Genomic DNA, 18,230 nt, shown 5'->3' on the forward strand with positions numbered 1-18,230 from the left:
GCGAGCTCACTACGCCAATATGGCTGGCGCAACAAAGTTCTTGCCAGCGTGAAAAAGACTGATTCCGTATTTTTTTCAACGCCAAGCGCCTGACAGTCTCCGCACCTCAGATTTTTCTTTCGCTTTTCCGAAATCCATGCCATATTCCCCCCATCCTACCCCGCCGAGAGGGGCGTACGCGCGGTCGTCACGATACGTGGGGTGGGGATGCGGTGGCCGTGTCGGGTCGCAGCGTGGCTTTGGTCGCGCCGACGAACGATTATGATGCGGACGTGAAATCGTGTGGGTCTGGCCTCCCGGTGCTGAGGCCAAGTCGGCGAGGATGCTTCAGGGCATCGCGTCGGCGACGGGGACAAGAACGCCGATCCCCGGGGCGAGCACGTATAAGCGTTAAGACTGCCGCGCAGGGAATGCCGGATGTTCGGCTGAACCTGTGGTACCTGCCGCCTGCATTTTTTTCGCAGGCGGGCCATGGGTGAGGCCCTCACCCGGCATTCCCTGCGCCCTCTCGCTTTGAGGGCGGTGTCGATTGGATAATCCGGGCGCGATGCGCCGCGGGGATGCGGACGTGTGTCTAAGATCATGGGGATGGGAGGAAGATTCTCTCCGTCGTCATTCCGGGGCGTGCGCAGCACGAGCCCGGAATCCATACTCCCGAACGGATGTTGGTGGAGCGAGATGGAGCTGCCGACGAGCCCAACATGCCGGCCTGTGGTTATGGATTCCGGGCTCGCCCTGCGGGCGCCCCGGAATGACGTGGGGAGGGAGCGCGCGCTCGATCGAAGAGAAATGACGTGGGGAGAGACGAGCGACGGAGCTGTAGGGTGGGCAAAGGCGAGGCACTGTGCTCTTCCCGCGCGCGATCGCAGTGGCGCCGTGCCCACCGTCTCGCCGCGCAACGCGCTGATAGACGGTGGGCACGCGCCGCCTTTCGGCGTCGCTTTGCCCACCCTACGGTTTTAGTCGGGCTCTCTCCGACGTCATTGCGAGCGAAGCGACGCAATCCAGCGTCCCGCCACGACTCTGGATTGCTTCCGCCTTCGCCCTACGGGCTTCGGCGGACACGTCGGCGCAAGGGCGCCTCGCAATGACGTGGAAAGGCCTGCGCCCTTTTCAGAACCGCGGCAAATCCGGAAACGCCAGCTTGCCTCCGTGCACATGCATCCGCCCGAGCTCCGCGCAGCGATGCAAGGTCGGAAACACCTTGCCCGGATTGAGCAGGCCCTGGCTGTCGAAGGCGCACTTCACGCGCTGCTGCTGGTTGAGGTCGATCTCGGTGAACATGTCCGGCATCAGGTCGCGCTTCTCGATGCCGACGCCGTGCTCGCCGGTCAGCACGCCGCCGAGTTCGACGCAGCAGCGCAGGATGTCGGCGCCGAAGGCTTCGGCGCGCTCCATCTCGCCGGGCTTGTTGGCATCGTAGAGGATCAGCGGATGCAAATTGCCGTCGCCGGCATGGAACACGTTGGCGCAGCCGAGCTGATATTTTTCCGACAGCTCGCGGATGCGCGCCAAGGCCTTCGGCAGCGCGCCGCGCGGGATGGTGCCATCCATGCAGAGATAGTCCGGCGAGATGCGGCCGACCGCGGGGAACGCCGCCTTGCGGCCGGCCCAGAACAGATTGCGCTCGGCCTCCGAGGTCGAGATCCGGCAGGTGGTCGAGCCGCAGCCATTGGCGATCGTTTCGACGCGGCCGATCAGCTCGTCGACCTCGACGCCGGGGCCGTCGAGCTCGATGATCAGGAGCGCCTCGACGTCGAGCGGATAGCCGGCATGGACGAAGGCCTCGGCGGCGTGGATCGCCGGCTTGTCCATCATCTCCATGCCGCCGGGGATGATGCCGGCGCCGATAATGCGGGCGACGCATTCGCCGGCCGCCTCGACCTGCGAGAACCCGACCATCAGCGCGCGGGCCGTCTCCGGCTTCTGCAGGATGCGCACGGTGACCTCGGTGACGACGCCGAGCAGCCCTTCCGAGCCGGTGATCAGGCCCATCAGGTCGTAGCCGGCGTTCTCGGTGCACTTGCCTCCGATGCGCAACACCTCGCCGTTCATCAGCACGAGCTCGCAGCCGAGCACGTTGTTGGTGGTCATGCCGTATTTCAGGCAGTGCACGCCGCCGGAATTCTCCGCGACGTTGCCGCCGATCGAGCAGGCGATCTGCGACGACGGATCGGGCGCGTAGTAGAAGCCGGCATGCGCCACCGCCTGGCTGATGGCGAGGTTGGTGACCCCCGGCTCGGTGACGACGACACGGTTGTCGAAATCGATCTCGCGGATGCGCTTGAACTTGCCGAGGCCGAGCAGCACGCCATCCGCGAGCGGCAGCGCGCCGCCCGACAGCGACGTGCCGGAGCCGCGCGGAACCACCTTGATGCCCTCGGCATGGCAATATTTAAGCACTTGCGAGACCTGTGCCGTGGTCTCCGGCAGCACCACGACCATCGGCGGCTGGCGATAGGCCATCAGCCCATCGGACTCATAGGGCAGCATCTCGGCGGCACTGTCGATGACGCCCTCCCCCGGCACGATCGCACGCAATGCAGCAACGATTCCGTCGCGGCGCGCCAGCACCGCCTGATCGGCCTCCGGCATCATGATCGCCATCGCACGCCTCTCCTGAAGTCGATTTCCGCCGCCATATCAATCACAACAGCGGCGCTTTGGGTAGGCGGCCGAGGCCGGTTCGCTGTTTGTCGCCGCACAAATATCGCGTCAATTGGACTGAACCCAATCGGGACGGGCGACTTGTGTGAGCGCGGAGGTCATGCCACAAACCTGCGCACGATTTTTGTCTCGAAACCCCAGAGCCTGATCCATGAAGAAACTGACTTTGACCACGTTCATCATTGTCGCCTCGTCGTCGCTGGCCTCGGCCGCGCTGGCCCAGGACGCCGCCGCCGGCAAGACCTCTTTCAACAAGTGCCTGCCCTGCCATGCGATCGGCGAAGGCGCGAAGAACAAGGTCGGCCCGGAACTGAACGGCCTCGACGGCCGCAAGTCGGGCAGCGCTCCGGACTACAACTACTCGGAGGCCAACAAGAACTCGGGCATCACCTGGAACGAGGCCGTGTTCAAGGAATACATCAAGGACCCGAAGGCCAAGATCCCCGGCACCAAGATGACCTTCGCCGGCATCAAGAACGAGACCGAGATCAACAACCTCTGGGCGTATGTCTCGTCGTTCGACAAGGACGGCAAGCAGAAGCAGTAAGCCGCCGTCGGCTTCACGGCTGCCTGCTCAGAGTTGCGAAAGCCCCGGCAGCGGGGCTTTCTTCGTTTTCAGGGCTCGCTTCGTTTTCAGGGCTCGACGGCCGCGGCCGGCGCGAGCTCCGCGACGATGCGGTCGACCTCGCTGACCACCAGCTCCGGGACCGCGCTCTGGACCATGTGCCCGAGGTCGGGCAGCACGACCAGGCGGGCCTGCGGCACCACCTCGGCCAGCGGGCGGGCATGGATGTTCGTGGACACGGTCTTGTCGGCCTCGCCCGCCACGATCGTCATGGGGATCTTGATCTCGCCATAGCGCGGCGCCTGCTCAATCACGGCCTGTTTCAGGGTGACGAGATCGCGGGCATTGGCGATGAATTCGCTGGGGCGCAGCAGCAGCGGCGTCGCCGTTGCATCGACGAAATCGTCCGGCATCGCCTGCGGTGCGAACACGCCGCGCGCCCCCGGGCCCATCAAGGCGAGGCCGAGCGGCAGGGTGATGGTGTGCGCCAGCAGCGGCCCGAGCACGGGGGTTGCCACGGCCGCGTTGTACTGCCCGACCCCGCCGGGCCAGGGATAGGCGACCGGCGCCAGCAGGACGAGGCCCGCCACCCGGTCGGGAAAGTCGAGCGCCATGCGCAGGCCGAGCGCGCCGCTCCAGGAATGCACCACCAGGATCACGGGACCGGTCCCGAGCCGGTCCAGCGCCTCGTTCAGCATGCGCGCCTGGGCCGCCGGGGTGGAATCGTCGGCGCGCTCGCGCGGGCTCCAGCCGTGGCCGGGGCGGTCCACGAGCAGCACCCGATGCCGCTCCGCCAGGAGATCGCCGAGCGGCCGTCGCATCGCCTCCAGGTTCGAGCTGGCGCCGTGAATCAGCAAAAGCGGCGGGCTTTGCAGGTCGCGCGGACCGATATCCACAAGATTGATGCTCGCGCCATTGACATCGACGGCCTGCCCGCGAGCCGGATAGCGGCGCTCGATTACCACAGCGCCGGTTTGGGTCAGCACCGCCAGGAGGGCCAAGGTGCCGACCAGAAACATTGAAATCATTGGGAGTTTTCTGCCTGTCACACCGACAGTTACGGCATGGATCGGCAGGAGTTGCAAATCCAGCGGGCTTGTTTGGCCGTTTCGCCCTGGAATCCTGTCATCACCGCGTCGTCGGCCATTTTATAACCATGGTCGGGACTTTTCCTCGCAATCGGCTGATGACCGTGAATTACTTGCGGTCAGGTCGTTGCGCAGACGACGCACGATGACCGGCCCCGCGTTTAGTTTGGTGTTTTGGGAGGGGGTTACCAATGAGTATTCGTTCGAGCGAGACAGCCATCGACGAGATCGTGGCGAGCTGCAATGGCGACCTCCGCGGCGCGCTGAAGGCCCTGCTGCTGGTCAACGAGCATCTCGAGGCCGAGATCGCACAGCTGTATGCCGCAGCCGCGCAGTACGGCCTGCCGGACCGCCGCAGCACCGCGTTCCACTGAGCGGACTGACCGGCGGCTTCGGCCGATCAGTCCTCGGCCGTCAGATCCTTGTTCGGGCACGCGTTGATGGTCGAGCGCGCCAGCTTGGCGTCGTCTTTCGACTTGAACGGACCCGAGGCAAACCAGATGTCCCCGATGATGACGGGATTGCTGGTCACGATCTCGCACCGATCGGTGGCGCGGTTGCCGACCACCCAGAACAGATCGTCCGCCCAGGCGGCCGTCGCCGCCACTCCCAGCCCTGTCGCTCCGATAAGCGCTGCCGTCAGCAGTGCACGCGTCATTGCGCCGTCTCCTGGCCTGCTATCCTCCACCTGAACGGCAGCTGGGGGCAGGCGGTTCTGCCGGCAAGGACGGCCGTCGCAACATGGTTAATCAGACGTAAAGGCTCAGATGTCGCGGCCTTCGACCTTTTCGGTCAGGGTTTTGACCAGCTCGGGCACCTTGTCGAGGTGCGGATTGACATCGAGCGCCTTGCGGAACGCATCCAGTGCCCGCTTCTCCTCGCCGAGGTCCTGCATGATCATGCCGAGACCGGCGAGCGCGCCGAAGTGCCGCGGCTCCCGCAGCAGCACCTGCTGGATGTCGGCGAGCGACCGGCCATAGTCGTTCTGGAGGTAATAGAGCGTCGCCCGGCGGTTCCAGGCTTCGACATAGTCCGGGCGGAGCTTGATGACCGAATCGAGCAGCTTGAGCGCCACCTCGTTCTGCCGCGCATCCATGGCGGCTTTCGACCGCGACATCAGCAGGGCGACGGTGTCGCTCGGGGTCTGCATCCAGATCGCCCAGATCCGCGCCTCGACATGCTTGGCGCTGACCCCATCGGGCGCGGCTTTCAGCGCTCCGAACAGGAAATCCAGGCCTTTGGTCTTGTCGGCGCCGACCTTGGGCAGCTTCGAGGGCGCCTCGGGCGGCTTCGGCTTGACGCCGGACCGCGGTTCACCCTGCGCGAACGCGAGGTGCGGCAGGGACACGAGGGCGGAGGCGAGCAGAATTGCTCGGAAGAAGCGCTTGGCCATGCGGCAAGTGTAGCCGCAGTCCGCGCGTCCTGCAAAGCAGCACGCGCGTCAAAGACCCGTGAGCAGAGCGGCTTGGGCTCCGCGCCTCGATCAGCCCTGGCGGGCCTTGAAGCGGCGCTGGACCTTGTTGATCACGTAGACGCGGCCCTTGCGGCGGACCAGACGGTTGGCACGGTGACGGCCACGCAGCGACTTCAGCGAGTTACGGACCTTCATGGGACATCCTGATACGTTGAAAGGCCGTGTTGGACAGGCCGGAAGTGGCAAAAAGAAAGGGAGTTCCGCAAGCGACCAAGCCGCCCGGAGTGGCCGGTTTCTAGCCACCGGCCCCGGCGATGTCAATGCGGATTGCCCCCTGTTCCACACTACCTCTGGCCGCCCGAGGGCTCCACGGGCGGCCGCGGGGTCCGTCTTAAAACACGACGAACTGCGCCGTGCCGTGCAGCGGATGGACGGTGTAGATCTCGGCCTGTCCTTGCGGCGGGCCGATGATCGAAGATTTGTGCAGCGTCCTAATACCTTCGGTCGTTACGGTGGCGACACCGGACGGCGGCAGGCGGATACTGGGCAACAGCAGCGTGAACGAGGTCGAGGGGCCGTCAACGGTGCGCATGAGATAGACACTGACCAGCGTTCCGAGCACGGTGTCCTGGGTCTGGATCTCGTCGCCAGAGAACGTCTTCGCCTGGAACGCGTCGTGGTAGCTGAATTGCGGCTTACCTTGGAAGCTGCTGGTCGAATAGGTCACGTGAATACCGCTTCCGTGCAATTCATAGAGCGTGGGTTGGTGGGCCATGACTGCCTCCTGGAGATAGAGCTGGATACGGCAATTCCAGGTTGAACAATGATCGATCGCAATGGCCGCGACTATGAAGCCGTTCACATGACAGGAAAGCTCAGTGTGCACCCGATCCCGGTCCTGCACGTCCTGCGCTGCACGCAGCGCTTTGCAGATATGCCCACGTGACATCAACGCCGACTTGCCAATTTTGTTATATCGTATAATCATTCTCGCAAAGCCAAGAACCAACCGCCGGGAACGCCCATGCCCAAGCTCGCTCTGCCCAAGATCGACGACGTCGTCGCCATCGACATCCATACCCATGCCGAGGAGCCGTGCGGCATGCATGCGGATGACGGCTACGACGATTTCCAGGCGCAGATGGCCGACTACTTCAAGTCGCCGCACAAGCATCCGCCGACCGTGCCGGAGACCGCGGCCTATTATCGCTCCAAGAACATCGCAGCTGTCATCTTCCCGGTCGATGCCGAGCGCGAGACCGGCTTCCGCCGCTACAAGAACGAGGAGATGCTGGAGATCGCCTCCGAGCATCTCGATGTGCTGATCCCGTTCGTCTCGATCGATCCGCACAAGGGCAAGCTCGGCGTGCGCGAAGCGCGCAGGCTGATCGACGAGTATGGCGTGCGCGGCTTCAAGTTTCACCCGACCATGCAGGGCTTCTACGCCAACGACCGCCTCGCCTACCCGCTCTACGAAGCCATCAACGACGGCGGCGCGATCGCGCTGTTCCACACCGGCCAGACCGGCGTCGGCTCGGGCATGCCGGGCGGCATGGGGATGCGGCTGAAATATTCCAACCCGATGTACATGGACGACGTCGCGGCGGACTTCCCCGACCTCAAGATCATCCTCGCCCATCCCTCCTTCCCCTGGCAGGAGGAGGCGCTGTCGGTCGCGACCCACAAGCCGAACGTCTACATCGACCTGTCGGGCTGGTCGCCGAAATACTTCCCGCCGATCCTGGTGCGCTACATCAACTCGATCCTGCAGGACAAGATGCTGTTCGGTTCGGACTGGCCGGTGATCACGCCAGACCGCTGGCTCGCGGATTTCGCCAAGCTCGACATCCGCGAGGAGATCCGGCCGAAGGTGCTGAAGGCCAACGCGCGCAGGCTGCTCGGGATCTGAGTTCCTCGGAGATCGTTCCATCATCCGCAGGCGCGGTGCCATCGGCCATCGCGCCTGCTTTGAAAGCCAGGTCATCGCCGTGCCCTTCAAAGCCGTGGTCTTCGACGCCTATGGCACGCTGTACGACATCCAGTCGGTCGCGGCGGTCACCGAGCAGGCATTTCCCGGCCGTGGCGACATCATCACGCAGGTCTGGCGCATCAAGCAGCTCGAATACACCTGGCTGCGCTCGCTGATGCAGCGCTACGAGGACTTTGCGGTCGTCACCCGCGACTCGCTGATCTACACACTACGCGTGCTCGGGCTGCAGGCCGAGACTGTCACCTTGGATCGCATCGTTGCCAAGTACCTCGATCTCGATCCCTACCCCGACGCGCGGACGGCGCTCGCGGCGATGAAGGATCATCAGCTCGCGATCCTCTCCAATGGCAGCCCCGCGATGCTGGACGGGCTGGTCAGGGCCAGCGGCTTCGATGCTCTGCTGGATGCCGTCATCAGCGTCGATGCGCGCAAGATCTTCAAGCCAAGTCCCCAGGCGTACGCACTGATCGAAGAAAAACTCGGCCTGGCGCCGGCTGACGTGCTGTTCGTCTCCTCCAACCCCTGGGACGTCTGCGGCGCCAAGGCGTTCGGCCTCAACGTCGCCTGGATCGAGCGCGTCACGCCGGCGGCCATGGCGGCGGCGTGCATCAAGACCGATCTCGTGGCGCCGCTCACCCTGTTCAAGGCGCTACGGACCCAGATGGACGAGTTGGGTTTTGCGCCCGATTATCGTATTGCTGCACTCTCCGAATTGACTGAGATCGTCACCACGCATGAGCCTTGAATCCGTCCGCGCCTTTTTTGCCGCGAAAGCTCCCGACATCGACGTCCTCGTCTCCAGCCAGAGCTCCGCGACCGTGGCGCTTGCGGCGGAGGCGTTTGGCGTCGAGCCCGCCCGCATCGCCAAGACGCTGTCGCTGCGCGTCGGCGATCGCGTCATCCTGATCGTTGCCGCCGGCCATGCGCGGATGGACAACAAGAAGGTCAAGGCGCAGTTCGGCGGCAAGCCGAAGATGCTCGGGCTCGACGAGGTCGCCGACATCACCGGCCACGAGGTCGGCGGCGTGTGTCCGTTCGGACTGAAGGCGCCGCTGCCGGTGTATTGCGACGTCTCGCTGAAAGCCTTCGACATCGTCGTGCCCGCCGCGGGCTCGACCCATAGCGCGGTGAAGATCACGCCGGAGCGGATGGCCGAGCTGACATCGGCCGAATGGGTCGATGTCTGCGAGGTGAGCCAATAGCAGCTATTCGACCCGCCCGATCCGCTTCACGGCCGCAATCAGGCGCGCGCTGTCGGCTTGCATGAACTGGGCGAACTCCGGCGCATCCTGATAGGCCACGACACTGCCGACGGCCGCGAGCGGCTTCACCACCTCCGGGCTCGCCGTCGCCTTGGCCATCGCCTCGCGAAGCCGTTTCATCACGCTCGCAGGCATGGCCTGCTGGCCGAACAGGCCCGCCCAGATGTACATCTCGACATCCTTGTAGCCGAGCTCGATGAACGTCGGCACATCCGGAAAGCTCGGGACGCGCGCCGCGCCCCAGTTCGCCAGCACCCGCAGCCGGCCGTCATCGACCTGCGGCTTCAGCGTGCCCGGAGCAGCCGCAAGCGCCTGCACGGTCCCGCCGAGCAGCGCGGTCAGCGCCGGGCCAGCCCCGCGGAACGGGACGTGGAGCAGCTTGATGCCGGCACTCGACGCAAACATCTCCATGGCCACGTGCAAGGTGCCATACGGTCCCGAGGAGCCATAGGGGATTTCGCCGGGACGCTTGCGCGCATCGTCGATCAGATCCTGCAGCGTCCGCCACGGCGCCGAGGCCGGCACCGCCAGCAGCGTCGGATCGGCGAGCACGCGCGCGATCGGCGCGAACTGCGTCACCTCGTAGGCCACGGGCCGGTCGAACAGCCGGTCGGCTTCGGGCAGCACCGCGAGCGACGACAACGTCATCAGCAGCGTATATCCGTCGGGCACCGCACGCGCGGCCTGTGCATTGCCGACCGAACCACCGCCTCCGCCAGCGCGGTTGTCGACGATCACCGGCTTGCCGAGAATCTGCTCCAGTGCTGCTGCGACCGGGCGCGCGGCGAGATCGGCCTGGCCGCCGGCCGGAAACGGCACGATCATCGTGATGTTGCGGGTGGGATAGGCATCCTGTGCGGAGGCGAGCGTCGTCAGAGGACCTTGAAGAAGCGGCAGAGCGGCAGCGGTCCGCAGGAACCGGCGGCGATTCATCGGCAGCTCTCCCCTGGCATAGGTCTTCTTGTGAGAGGAGCCTAGCGCGAACCGCGGCACGCTGGCAAAGCAACATTTCATCGCGCGTGCTTCGCCCTCAATTGCACTGCATCGAAAGCATTCGGCGCAATCACCGCTTCTTTCCCTTCGCGAGCTCCTTCACCAGAAACTCCGAGAGCACCTCGACGCGCGCGGGACGCGGGCCGCCGGGTGGCATTACCAGATGCATCGCGCCTTCCTGCTGGCTCCAGCCCTTCAGCACCACCTCGACGTCACCCGAGGCAATCGCATCGGCGACGATGAAATCCGGCAGGTCGGCGATCCCCAGGCCTGCGAGCACCGCCGGCAACAGCGCCTCGCCATTGTTGACGCGCAGCTGTCCCGCGGGACGTACGCTCGCCTGCTCGCCGGCCGCATTGGTGTAGTGCCAGACGCCGGCGGTGGAGAGATAGGCGTAGCCGAAGCATTTGTGCTCGGCGAGATGCATCGGATGTGTCGGTCGCCCGTAGCGCTTCAGATAAGACGGCGCCGCCACCGTGTAGCGCGGCATCGCGCAGAGCCGGCGCGCCACCAGCGACGAATCCGGCAGCCGCGCGATCCGCAGCGCGAGATCAAAGCCCTCGCCGATCAGGTCGACGGTGGCGTCGCTCATGTGCAGGTCGATCGAGACCTCCGGATACTGCTCCAGGAACGCCGGCAGCAGCGGCGCGATCTTCTTGACGCCGAAGGTCATCGGCACCGCGAAGCGCACCAGGCCGCGCGGCGTCAGCGACTGCGCCAGCGCCTCGGTCTCCGCGGCCTCGCCATCGGCGAGCAGCTGGGCGGCGCGCTCGGAGAGGCGCTGGCCGGCGTCGGTCAGCGCCAGGCGACGCGAGGTGCGGTTGAACAGCCGCGTGCCCAGGCGCTCCTCCAGCCGGCTGACGGCCTTGGAGACGGAGGCCTTGGAGAGGCTCAGCTCCTGGGCTGCGCCGGCGAACGAGCGCAGCTCGACGACCTTGGCGAAGATCGCCATCGCCTCGAAATCCGGAAGTCGCACCATCGGCTCAATCTCGATTTTGGAAACAATAGGTTTCAATAGTTTCTATTTCTATACTCCAGCCGCTCCCTTATTCCAATGCCCAACCGCACGGCGGCTCCAGCCGACCGTTGCAGCATCAGGAGCAGACCCATGATCGAACTGAAGCCCTTTGCGGCGCTGGGCGGCGCCGACCACGGCTGGCTCAAGGCCAAGCACCATTTCTCGTTCGCGAGCTATTACGACCCCAGGAACATGGGCCACGGCGCCCTGCGCGTCTGGAACGACGACGAGATCGCGCCGAACACCGGCTTCCCGCCGCACCCGCACCAGAACATGGAGATCATCACCTATGTCCGCGAAGGCGCGATCAGCCATCAGGACAGCCTCGGCAACAAGGGCCGCACCGAGGCCGGCGACGTCCAGGTGATGAGCGCCGGCAGCGGCATCCGCCACTCCGAGTACAATCTCGAGCCGACCACGACGCGGATCTTCCAGATCTGGATCGAGCCGACCACCGACGGCGGCCAGCCAACCTGGGGCGCCAAGCCATTCCCGAAATCGGATCGCTCCGGCAAGCTCGTGACGCTGGCCAGCGGCTTTGCTGATGACACCGACGCGCTGCCGATCCGGGCCAAGGCGCGCGTGCTCGGTACCACGCTGAAGGCCGGCGAGACCGCCGAGTACGCGGCCGACAAGGCCCGCCACATCTATCTCGTGCCCGCCGCCGGCAGCGTCGAAGTCAACGGCGTCCGTGTGAACGCCCGTGACGGCGCTGCCATCCGCGACGAGGCGACGCTCAAGATCACCGCGCTCGAAGATTCCGAGCTGGTGCTGGTCGACGCTGCTTAACCGCTTCTGCTCATCTTCATCCCCACGGAGACTGCCATGACCAAGGTTCTCGTCCTCTACTACTCGGCCTACGGCCACATCGAAGCGATGGCCAATGCGGTGGCCGAAGGCGCCCGCGAGGCCGGCGCCACCGTCGACATCAAGCGCGTGCCGGAGCTGGTGCCCGCCGACGTCGCCAAGGCATCGTACTACAAGCTCGACCAGGCCGCGCCGATCGCCAAGATCGAGGAGCTCGCGGACTATGACGCGATCATCGTCGGCACCGGCACCCGCTTCGGCCGCATGGCCTCGCAGATGGCCAACTTCCTCGACCAGGCCGGCGGGCTCTGGGCCAAGGGCGCGCTGAACGGCAAGGTCGGCGGCGCTTTCACCTCGACCGCGACCCAGCATGGCGGCCAGGAAGTCACGCTGTTTTCGATCATCACCAACCTGCTGCATTTCGGCATGACCATCGTCGGCCTCAATTACGGCTTCGCCGGCCAGATGAAGCTCGACGAGGTCACCGGCGGCTCGCCCTACGGCGCGACCACCATCACCGGCGGCGACGGCAGCCGCCAACCGAGCGAAAACGAGCTGGCGGGGGCGCGCTATCAGGGCCGCGCGATCGCCGAGACCGCAAAGAAGCTGCATGGCTGATGCGACTGGGGCGGCACTCCTGTCTCGGAAGTGCCGCCCCATCTCGTTGGAAGAATGTAAAGGAGTCCGCAATGCCCGCCATGCTCGAACTGGTGACGCTGGCCCGGCTGGCCCGCCATCCTCTGCAGATGATGGCGCGCCACTGGTACTGCAAGAGCCTCTATCGTGCGAGCCGCGGCCAGCGCCGCTGCCCGGAATGCACGGCCGCGACAGCGGCCAAAGCGACTACAGCGGCTTGATCTGCACCTTCTTGAACTTCACGACCCCAGAGCCGTATTGCAGGGCGATCGGCCCCGCCGCGTGCTTGCTGTCGTCGACATCGGCGGTCTTCTCGCCGTTGAGGATCACGGTCAGCCGCGTGCCCTTGGCGGTGATCTCGTAGGTATTCCATTTGCCGCCGGCCTTCGGCATCGGCTCGACCTTCGCCACGTCGACGATCGCGCCGGTTCCGTATTTCGGGTCGGGCCGCTTGTCGAAGATGTTGACCTCGTAGCAGATCGCAGCGTCGATTTTCTCCGACTGGTCGCAGCGGATGAAGATGCCGCTGTTGGCGGCGTCGTCGACCCAGAACTCGGCCTTGATCTGGAAATCCTTGTAGCTGGTCTTGGTGACCAGATAGGACGGGTCCTTGCCGTCGAGCTTGTCGGCCATCAGCGAGCCGTCCTTGGCCTCCCAATTGGCCTTGCCGACCTCGGTGAACTCGACCTTCTTGCCGCCGTCGACCAGGGTCACCCAGCCGTCATCGGCCGACGCCGCCCCGATCCCATTCAACGCCGCGCCCGTCATCACCAATCCGGCCGCGAGCACACCCCAGCGATAACGCATCGAAACTCCTCCCTGCGATTTTCTGTTGCTCCGCCACGATAGCAAAGCGCCGGATAATGCAAACGAGTTTCGATGCTGCACCTGCTCTGTCGTTGAACTACACCGCCGTCGCCCGCGCAAATTCGACATAGATCTCGCGCAGCCGCGCCGCCACCGGCCCCGGCTTGCCGCCGCCGACGGGCCTGCCGTCGATCGTGACCACCGGTTGCACGAACGAGCTCGCGCTGGTGATGAAGGCCTCCTTCGCCGCCAGCGCCTCGTCGACCGTGAACAGCCGCTCCTCGACCTTGAGCTGGCGCTCCTCGGCGAGCTTCACCACCGCCTTGCGGGTGCAGCCCGGCAGGATGGCGTTGGAGTTCGGCCGTGTCACGATGACGTCGTCCTGCGTGAGAATGAAGGCGGAGGACGAGCCGCCCTCGGTGACGTGGCCCTCCTCGACCATCCAGGCCTCGCCGGCGCCGGCGGCGGCCGCCGCCTGCTTGGCGAGGACCTGCGCCAGCAGCGCCACGCTCTTGATGTCGCGCCGCGCCCAGCGGATGTCGGGCACGGTGATGACGCCGATGCCGGTCTTCGCCGCGGGCGCATCGACGATGTTCTTCGCGGTGACGAACATCACCAGCGTCGGCTTGACGTCGCCCTTCGGAAACGGGAAGTCGCGGCTCTTGTCGGCGCCGCGGGTGACCTGCAGATAGACCATGCCCTGGTCGAGCTGGTTGCGCGCGACCAGCTCCTTCTGCAGCTCCTCGATGCGAGCGACGCTCTCGGGCAATGCGAGGCCGATCTCGCCGACCGAGCGCTCCAGGCGGGCGAGGTGCGAGGCGCTGTCGATCAGCTTGCCGTCGAGCACCGCGGCGACCTCATAGATGCCGTCGGCGAACAGGAAGCCGCGATCGAGCACCGAGACCTTGGCCTCGGAGAGCGGCACGAAGGCGCCGTTGACGTAAGCGATCGGGTCCAAGGCGGTATCTCCTCTCAACTCTCAGCGCGCGACGATCTTGCCCCGCGCACCGCTTTCTCTTCACCTCTCCGCGCTTGCGGGGAGAGGTCGGATCGTATCGCAAGATGCGATCCGGGTGAGGGGGTACAGGTTTCGCCGCGGACGCTTCCCGTGCGGCGGCCCCTCACCCCGACCCTCTCCCCGTGAAGAACGGGGAGAGGGAGCAGACTGCCGTCTGCGATGAAATTCGCACGCAACTCCGAACGTCAGTGCGACAAAATCTTCGACAGGAACTGCTGCGCGCGCTCGCTGCGGGGCTGGCCGAAGAAATCCTCCTTCTTGGCGTCCTCGACGATCTCGCCGCGATCCATGAAGATGACGCGGTGGGCGACCTTCTTGGCGAAGCCCATTTCGTGGGTGACGACCATCATGGTCATGCCCTCGCGGGCGAGATCGACCATGACGTCGAGCACCTCGCTGATCATCTCCGGGTCGAGCGCCGAGGTCGGCTCGTCGAACAGCATCGCGATCGGATCCATCGCCAGCGCGCGCGCGATGGCGACGCGCTGCTGCTGGCCACCGGAGAGCTGCGCCGGGAATTTCTGCGCCTGCTCCTTGAGGCCGACGCGGTCCAGCAGCTTCATGCCTTTTGCGGTCGCTTCCTCCTGCCCGCGTCCCAGCACCTTCTGCTGGGCGAGGCAGAGATTGTCGATGATCTTCAGGTGCGGAAACAGCTCGAAGTGCTGGAACACCATGCCGACGCGCGAGCGCAGCTTCGGCAGATTGGTCTTGGGATCATTGACCTTGAGGCCGTCGATGGTGATCGCGCCGTCCTGGAACGGCTCCAGCGCATTGACGCATTTGATCAGGGTCGACTTGCCCGAGCCGGAGGGCCCGCAGACCACCACGACCTCGCCCTTGGCGACGGAGGTGGTGCAGTCCTTCAGCACCTGGAAGGCCGGGCTGTACCATTTGTTGACGTGGCTGATTTCGATCATGGGAGCCGATTACCTGATGATGGCGATGCGCGACTGCAGACGGCGGACGCCGTAGGACGCGATGCTGGAAACGGAGAAGTAGATCACGGCCGCGAACAGGTACATCTCGACCAGGCGGCCGTCGCGCTGCGCAACCTTCGAGGCCGCGCCGAGAAAGTCCGGGATCGACAGCACGTAGACCAGCGAGGTGTCCTGGAACAGCACGATGGTCTGGGTCAGCAGCACCGGCAGCATGTTGCGGAACGCCTGCGGCAGCACGACGTAGCGCATGGTCTGCGCATAGGTCAGGCCGAGTGCAGAGGCCGCGGCGGGCTGGCCGCGCGAGATCGACTGGATGCCGGCGCGCATGATCTCGGAGAAATACGCCGCCTCGAACATGATGAAGGTGATCAGCGACGATGCGAAGGCGCCGACCTTGATCGGCCTGGAAGAACCGGTGATCCACTGCCCGATATAGGGGACCAGGAAGTAGAACCAGAAGATCACCAGCACCAGCGGCAGCGAGCGCATGAAGTCGACATAGAGCCCGGCGATCCAGCCCATCACGCGATAGCCGGAGAGACGCATCAGCGCGATCAGCGTACCGAAGACGAGGCCGCCGGTCGCCGACAGCGCCGTCAAGGTCAGCGTGAAGGTCATGCCGTCGATGAACAGATAGCTCAGCGAGCGGCGGATGACGTCGAAATCGAAATTGGCCAGCATCTCATTTGCCCGTGATGTAGCCAGGGATCGCCACCGCGCGCTCCAGGAGCCGCATGCCGATCACGACGATGATGTTGATGACGAGATACATCAGGGTCGCGGCGCTGAACGCCTCGAACACCTGGAACGAGAACTCCTGCATGGCGCGCGCGGCGCCGGTCAGCTCGATCAGGCCGATGGTGATCGCGACGGCGCTGTTCTTGACCGTATTGAGAAACTCGGAGGTCAACGGCGGCAGGATGATGCGGAAGGCCATCGGCAGCAGCACGTAGCGGTAGACCTGCAACGTGGTCAGGCCGAGCGCGGTGGCCGCCATCTTCTGGCCGCGCGGCAGCGAGCCGATGCCGGCGCCCAGCTGCACGGCAACGCGCGCCGACATGAACAGCCCGACGCCGACCGCCGCCGTATAGAACGGCGCATTGGGCAGCTGCTTCAGCCACAGCCCGGCGGCGCGCGGCAGCAGCTCCGGCAGCACGAAGAACCACAGGAACAGCTGCACCAGCAGCGGCATGTTGCGGAAGAATTCGACGTAGAGAAAGCCGATCCAGGTCGCGAGCTTCGACGGCAGGGTGCGCAGGATGCCGACGATGGTGCCGAACATCAGCGCAATCACCCAGGCCAGCAGCGAGGTCACGATGGTGACCTTCAGTCCCGCCAGCAGCATGTCGAGATAGGTGCCGGCCCCGGTCGGGTTGGGCTCCAGGAAGATGTGCCAGTTCCAGGTGTAGTTCACGGGGGTGTCCTGAGAGGGTTCGCTCGGTGAGCCATTGCGATCAGCTGATAGGATCGGGCGCAGTCAATCAAGCTCATTCCGTCCAGCGAATGCAATCAACGGGCCAGTGTTGCCGCAATCACTTCATAGCTCGACTGCCGCGGCACCGGCAGTGCGCCCCCTCTCCCCGTTCTTCACGGGGAGAGGGCTGGGGTGAGGGGCAGCCACACGGGAAGTCACCGTGCATGGAGCGATTCCCATCTTCAGGATCGCATCGCGTGTAAATCCGGACGGTCACACCACGCGCACCGCCCGTGTGGCTGCCCCTCACCCCGACCCTCTCCCCGTAAGAACGGGGAGAGGGAGTAGACCGTCGTCGCTGCGACGGCTCGGCTCCAAGTTTTGCGAGCGGCATCATGCGGCAGCTGCAGATGGAGCGAGGAAGCAGCTTACGGCTTGTAGGATTCCGGGTCCGGCGAGTCCGACGGCTTGGCGAACTCGGCCTTCAGCTCGGCCGACATCGGAGTGTTCAGGTTCAGGCCCTTCGGCGGGACCTTCTGCATGAACCATTTGTCGTACAGCTTGGCGCCCTCGCCGCTGGTGTAGATCTTGGCGGTCGCGGCATCGACGACCTTCTTGAACTGCGGATCGTCCTTGCGCAGCATGATGCCGTAGGGCTCGGGCTTGGAGAACGCGTCGCTGGAGATGACGTAGGCGGCCGGATCCTTCGAGCCGGCGACGAGGCTCGACAGCAGGATGTCGTCCATCACGAACGCCACCGCACGGTCGGTCTCGACCATCAGGAAGGCCTCGGCGTGATCCTTGGCCGGGAGAATGTTGATGCCGAGGCTGCGCGCGGCATTGGCTTCGGTGAGCTGCTTGATGTTGGTGGTGCCGGCGGTCGACACCACGGTCTTGCCCTTCAGATCATCGATCTTGGTGATGTTGCTCGCCTTCTTCGAGACGTAGCGGCTTGCCGTCAGGAAGTGGGTGTTGGTGAAGGAGATCTGCTTCTGGCGCTCGGCATTGTTGGTGGTCGAGCCGCATTCGAGATCGATGGTGCCATTGGCGAGCAGCGGGATGCGGGTCGACGACGTCACCGGGTTGAGCTTGACCTCGAGCTTGTCGAGCTTCAGCTCCTTCTTCACGGCATCGACGATGCCCATGCAGATGTCGATCGCAAACCCGATCGGCTTCTGGTTGTCGTCGAGATAGGAGAACGGAATCGAGGAATCGCGGACGCCGAGCGTGATGGCACCGGTCTCCTTGATGTTCTTCAAGGTCCCCGTCAGGTCCTCGGCCTGCACCTGACCGGCGCAAAGCGCGGCGGCGACGGCAAGACCGAATAGGCGAAGCTGCTTCATAACTGATCTCCTCGATCCGACAGATTGCCGGATGCTTGCACGAACCAGAGCAAAGTCAAAATGGCTCCCGGCCGGGGAATCTTCCCGACCGGGAGAGCGCGGGCACCATAGACCGCCCCGCGGCGGGAAGTTCTCGGACGCTTGCGACAAATTGCCTGCCCGGCGTCCCGTTCGACAAGGCATTCGCGCGACGGCCGCCGCGGCAACCATCCTGATGGTAAACTACGAGGCCCGCAGCGGTCGGGCGACCCGACGAAAGTTGCAGGGGGG

23 protein-coding genes are annotated in these 18,230 nt (G+C 64.9%); 9 read left to right on the forward strand and 14 right to left on the reverse strand.

Features of this window, described 5'->3' with window-relative positions:
- Positions 1-1,113 precede the first annotated feature (1,113 nt).
- A complete protein-coding gene (locus ACQR07_RS28735) occupies positions 1,114-2,607 on the reverse strand; it encodes an FAD-linked oxidase C-terminal domain-containing protein (RefSeq protein ID WP_434905454.1) in 1,494 nt (497 codons plus the stop codon).
- A gap of 211 nt (positions 2,608-2,818) precedes the next feature.
- Here ACQR07_RS28735 and cycA point away from each other — a divergent pair, with 211 nt between their 5' ends.
- Positions 2,819-3,214 (forward strand): cytochrome c-550 CycA, encoded by a 396-nt coding sequence (gene cycA, locus ACQR07_RS28740; protein WP_434905455.1) that lies wholly within the window; start codon positions 2,819-2,821, stop codon positions 3,212-3,214.
- Between the two features lie 86 nt (positions 3,215-3,300).
- On the opposite strand, the gene ACQR07_RS28745 is transcribed toward cycA, so the two are convergent.
- On the reverse strand, positions 3,301-4,260 hold the full coding sequence (locus ACQR07_RS28745) for an alpha/beta fold hydrolase (RefSeq protein ID WP_434905456.1): 960 nt from the start codon (positions 4,258-4,260) through the stop codon (positions 3,301-3,303).
- Positions 4,261-4,511: 251 nt separating this feature from the next.
- Between ACQR07_RS28745 and ACQR07_RS28750 the strand changes: the two genes are divergently transcribed.
- Entirely contained in the window at positions 4,512-4,694 is a 183-nt protein-coding gene (locus ACQR07_RS28750; RefSeq protein ID WP_434869320.1) for a hypothetical protein, read from the forward strand.
- 26 nt (positions 4,695-4,720) lie between these two features.
- Here the strand turns inward: ACQR07_RS28750 and ACQR07_RS28755 are convergent, their stop codons facing one another.
- The 4 genes from ACQR07_RS28755 to ACQR07_RS28770 form a co-directional block, all read right to left on the reverse strand.
- Positions 4,721-4,978: a hypothetical protein gene (locus ACQR07_RS28755; RefSeq protein WP_434905457.1), complete on the reverse strand. Its 258-nt coding sequence runs from the start codon at positions 4,976-4,978 to the stop codon at positions 4,721-4,723.
- Between the two features lie 105 nt (positions 4,979-5,083).
- Entirely contained in the window at positions 5,084-5,713 is a 630-nt protein-coding gene (locus ACQR07_RS28760; RefSeq protein WP_434905458.1) for a tetratricopeptide repeat protein, read from the reverse strand.
- Positions 5,714-5,803: 90 nt separating this feature from the next.
- Positions 5,804-5,929 carry a type B 50S ribosomal protein L36 gene (gene ykgO / locus ACQR07_RS28765; RefSeq protein ID WP_006611362.1) on the reverse strand — a complete coding sequence of 42 codons (126 nt, stop codon included), beginning with the start codon at positions 5,927-5,929 and terminating at the stop codon, positions 5,804-5,806.
- Positions 5,930-6,125: 196 nt separating this feature from the next.
- The gene (locus tag ACQR07_RS28770; RefSeq protein ID WP_434905459.1) at positions 6,126-6,509 is read right to left on the reverse strand and encodes a hypothetical protein; all 384 of its coding nucleotides are present in this window, start codon (positions 6,507-6,509) and stop codon (positions 6,126-6,128) included.
- 48 nt (positions 6,510-6,557) lie between these two features.
- Between ACQR07_RS28770 and ACQR07_RS28775 the strand changes: the two genes are divergently transcribed.
- The 4 genes from ACQR07_RS28775 to ACQR07_RS28790 all read left to right on the forward strand — a co-directional run bounded on the left by ACQR07_RS28775 (position 6,558) and on the right by ACQR07_RS28790 (position 8,926).
- Positions 6,558-6,680: a hypothetical protein gene (locus tag ACQR07_RS28775; RefSeq protein ID WP_434905460.1), complete on the forward strand. Its 123-nt coding sequence runs from the start codon at positions 6,558-6,560 to the stop codon at positions 6,678-6,680.
- A gap of 78 nt (positions 6,681-6,758) precedes the next feature.
- Positions 6,759-7,643, forward strand: a complete 885-nt coding sequence (locus tag ACQR07_RS28780; protein WP_434905461.1) for an amidohydrolase family protein — start codon at positions 6,759-6,761, stop codon at positions 7,641-7,643.
- Positions 7,644-7,722: 79 nt separating this feature from the next.
- The gene (locus tag ACQR07_RS28785) at positions 7,723-8,469 is read left to right on the forward strand and encodes a haloacid dehalogenase type II (RefSeq protein ID WP_434905462.1); all 747 of its coding nucleotides are present in this window, start codon (positions 7,723-7,725) and stop codon (positions 8,467-8,469) included.
- Complete coding sequence (locus ACQR07_RS28790) at positions 8,459-8,926, forward strand: YbaK/EbsC family protein (protein ID WP_434905463.1); 468 nt, start codon at positions 8,459-8,461, stop codon at positions 8,924-8,926. The genes ACQR07_RS28785 and ACQR07_RS28790 overlap by 11 nt, the downstream gene beginning before the upstream one ends.
- A 3-nt stretch (positions 8,927-8,929) precedes the next feature.
- Here the strand turns inward: ACQR07_RS28790 and ACQR07_RS28795 are convergent, their stop codons facing one another.
- Complete coding sequence (locus ACQR07_RS28795) at positions 8,930-9,919, reverse strand: Bug family tripartite tricarboxylate transporter substrate binding protein (protein ID WP_434905464.1); 990 nt, start codon at positions 9,917-9,919, stop codon at positions 8,930-8,932.
- A gap of 130 nt (positions 9,920-10,049) precedes the next feature.
- Positions 10,050-10,958: a LysR family transcriptional regulator gene (locus ACQR07_RS28800; protein ID WP_434905465.1), complete on the reverse strand. Its 909-nt coding sequence runs from the start codon at positions 10,956-10,958 to the stop codon at positions 10,050-10,052.
- Positions 10,959-11,087: 129 nt separating this feature from the next.
- On the opposite strand from ACQR07_RS28800, the gene ACQR07_RS28805 reads away from it, so the two are divergent.
- From ACQR07_RS28805 to ACQR07_RS28815, 3 genes are all read left to right on the forward strand, one after another.
- Entirely contained in the window at positions 11,088-11,786 is a 699-nt protein-coding gene (locus ACQR07_RS28805) for a pirin family protein (RefSeq protein WP_434869312.1), read from the forward strand.
- Between the two features lie 36 nt (positions 11,787-11,822).
- On the forward strand, positions 11,823-12,422 hold the full coding sequence (gene wrbA / locus ACQR07_RS28810; protein WP_172113277.1) for an NAD(P)H:quinone oxidoreductase: 600 nt from the start codon (positions 11,823-11,825) through the stop codon (positions 12,420-12,422).
- Positions 12,423-12,493: 71 nt separating this feature from the next.
- Positions 12,494-12,661: a hypothetical protein gene (locus tag ACQR07_RS28815; RefSeq protein WP_434905466.1), complete on the forward strand. Its 168-nt coding sequence runs from the start codon at positions 12,494-12,496 to the stop codon at positions 12,659-12,661.
- Here the strand turns inward: ACQR07_RS28815 and ACQR07_RS28820 are convergent.
- The 6 genes from ACQR07_RS28820 to ACQR07_RS28845 form a co-directional block, all read right to left on the reverse strand.
- Positions 12,648-13,247 (reverse strand): 3-keto-disaccharide hydrolase, encoded by a 600-nt coding sequence (locus ACQR07_RS28820; protein ID WP_434905467.1) that lies wholly within the window; start codon positions 13,245-13,247, stop codon positions 12,648-12,650. The two genes, ACQR07_RS28815 and ACQR07_RS28820, sit on opposite strands and share 14 nt — an antisense overlap.
- A 97-nt stretch (positions 13,248-13,344) precedes the next feature.
- Positions 13,345-14,205, reverse strand: a complete 861-nt coding sequence (locus ACQR07_RS28825; protein WP_434905468.1) for a D-amino-acid transaminase — start codon at positions 14,203-14,205, stop codon at positions 13,345-13,347.
- Between the two features lie 245 nt (positions 14,206-14,450).
- A complete protein-coding gene (locus ACQR07_RS28830; protein ID WP_434905469.1) occupies positions 14,451-15,182 on the reverse strand; it encodes an amino acid ABC transporter ATP-binding protein in 732 nt (243 codons plus the stop codon).
- 9 nt (positions 15,183-15,191) lie between these two features.
- Positions 15,192-15,884 carry an amino acid ABC transporter permease gene (locus ACQR07_RS28835; protein ID WP_434869306.1) on the reverse strand — a complete coding sequence of 231 codons (693 nt, stop codon included), beginning with the start codon at positions 15,882-15,884 and terminating at the stop codon, positions 15,192-15,194.
- Between the two features lies 1 nt (position 15,885).
- The gene (locus ACQR07_RS28840) at positions 15,886-16,617 is read right to left on the reverse strand and encodes an amino acid ABC transporter permease (RefSeq protein WP_434905470.1); all 732 of its coding nucleotides are present in this window, start codon (positions 16,615-16,617) and stop codon (positions 15,886-15,888) included.
- A 428-nt stretch (positions 16,618-17,045) separates the two neighbouring features.
- The gene (locus tag ACQR07_RS28845; protein WP_434905471.1) at positions 17,046-17,960 is read right to left on the reverse strand and encodes an amino acid ABC transporter substrate-binding protein; all 915 of its coding nucleotides are present in this window, start codon (positions 17,958-17,960) and stop codon (positions 17,046-17,048) included.
- Between the last annotated feature and the right edge of the window lie 270 nt (positions 17,961-18,230).

It is taken from the genome of Bradyrhizobium sp. HKCCYLS20291 (assembly GCF_051167715.1).
GTDB lineage: Bacteria > Pseudomonadota > Alphaproteobacteria > Rhizobiales > Xanthobacteraceae > Bradyrhizobium.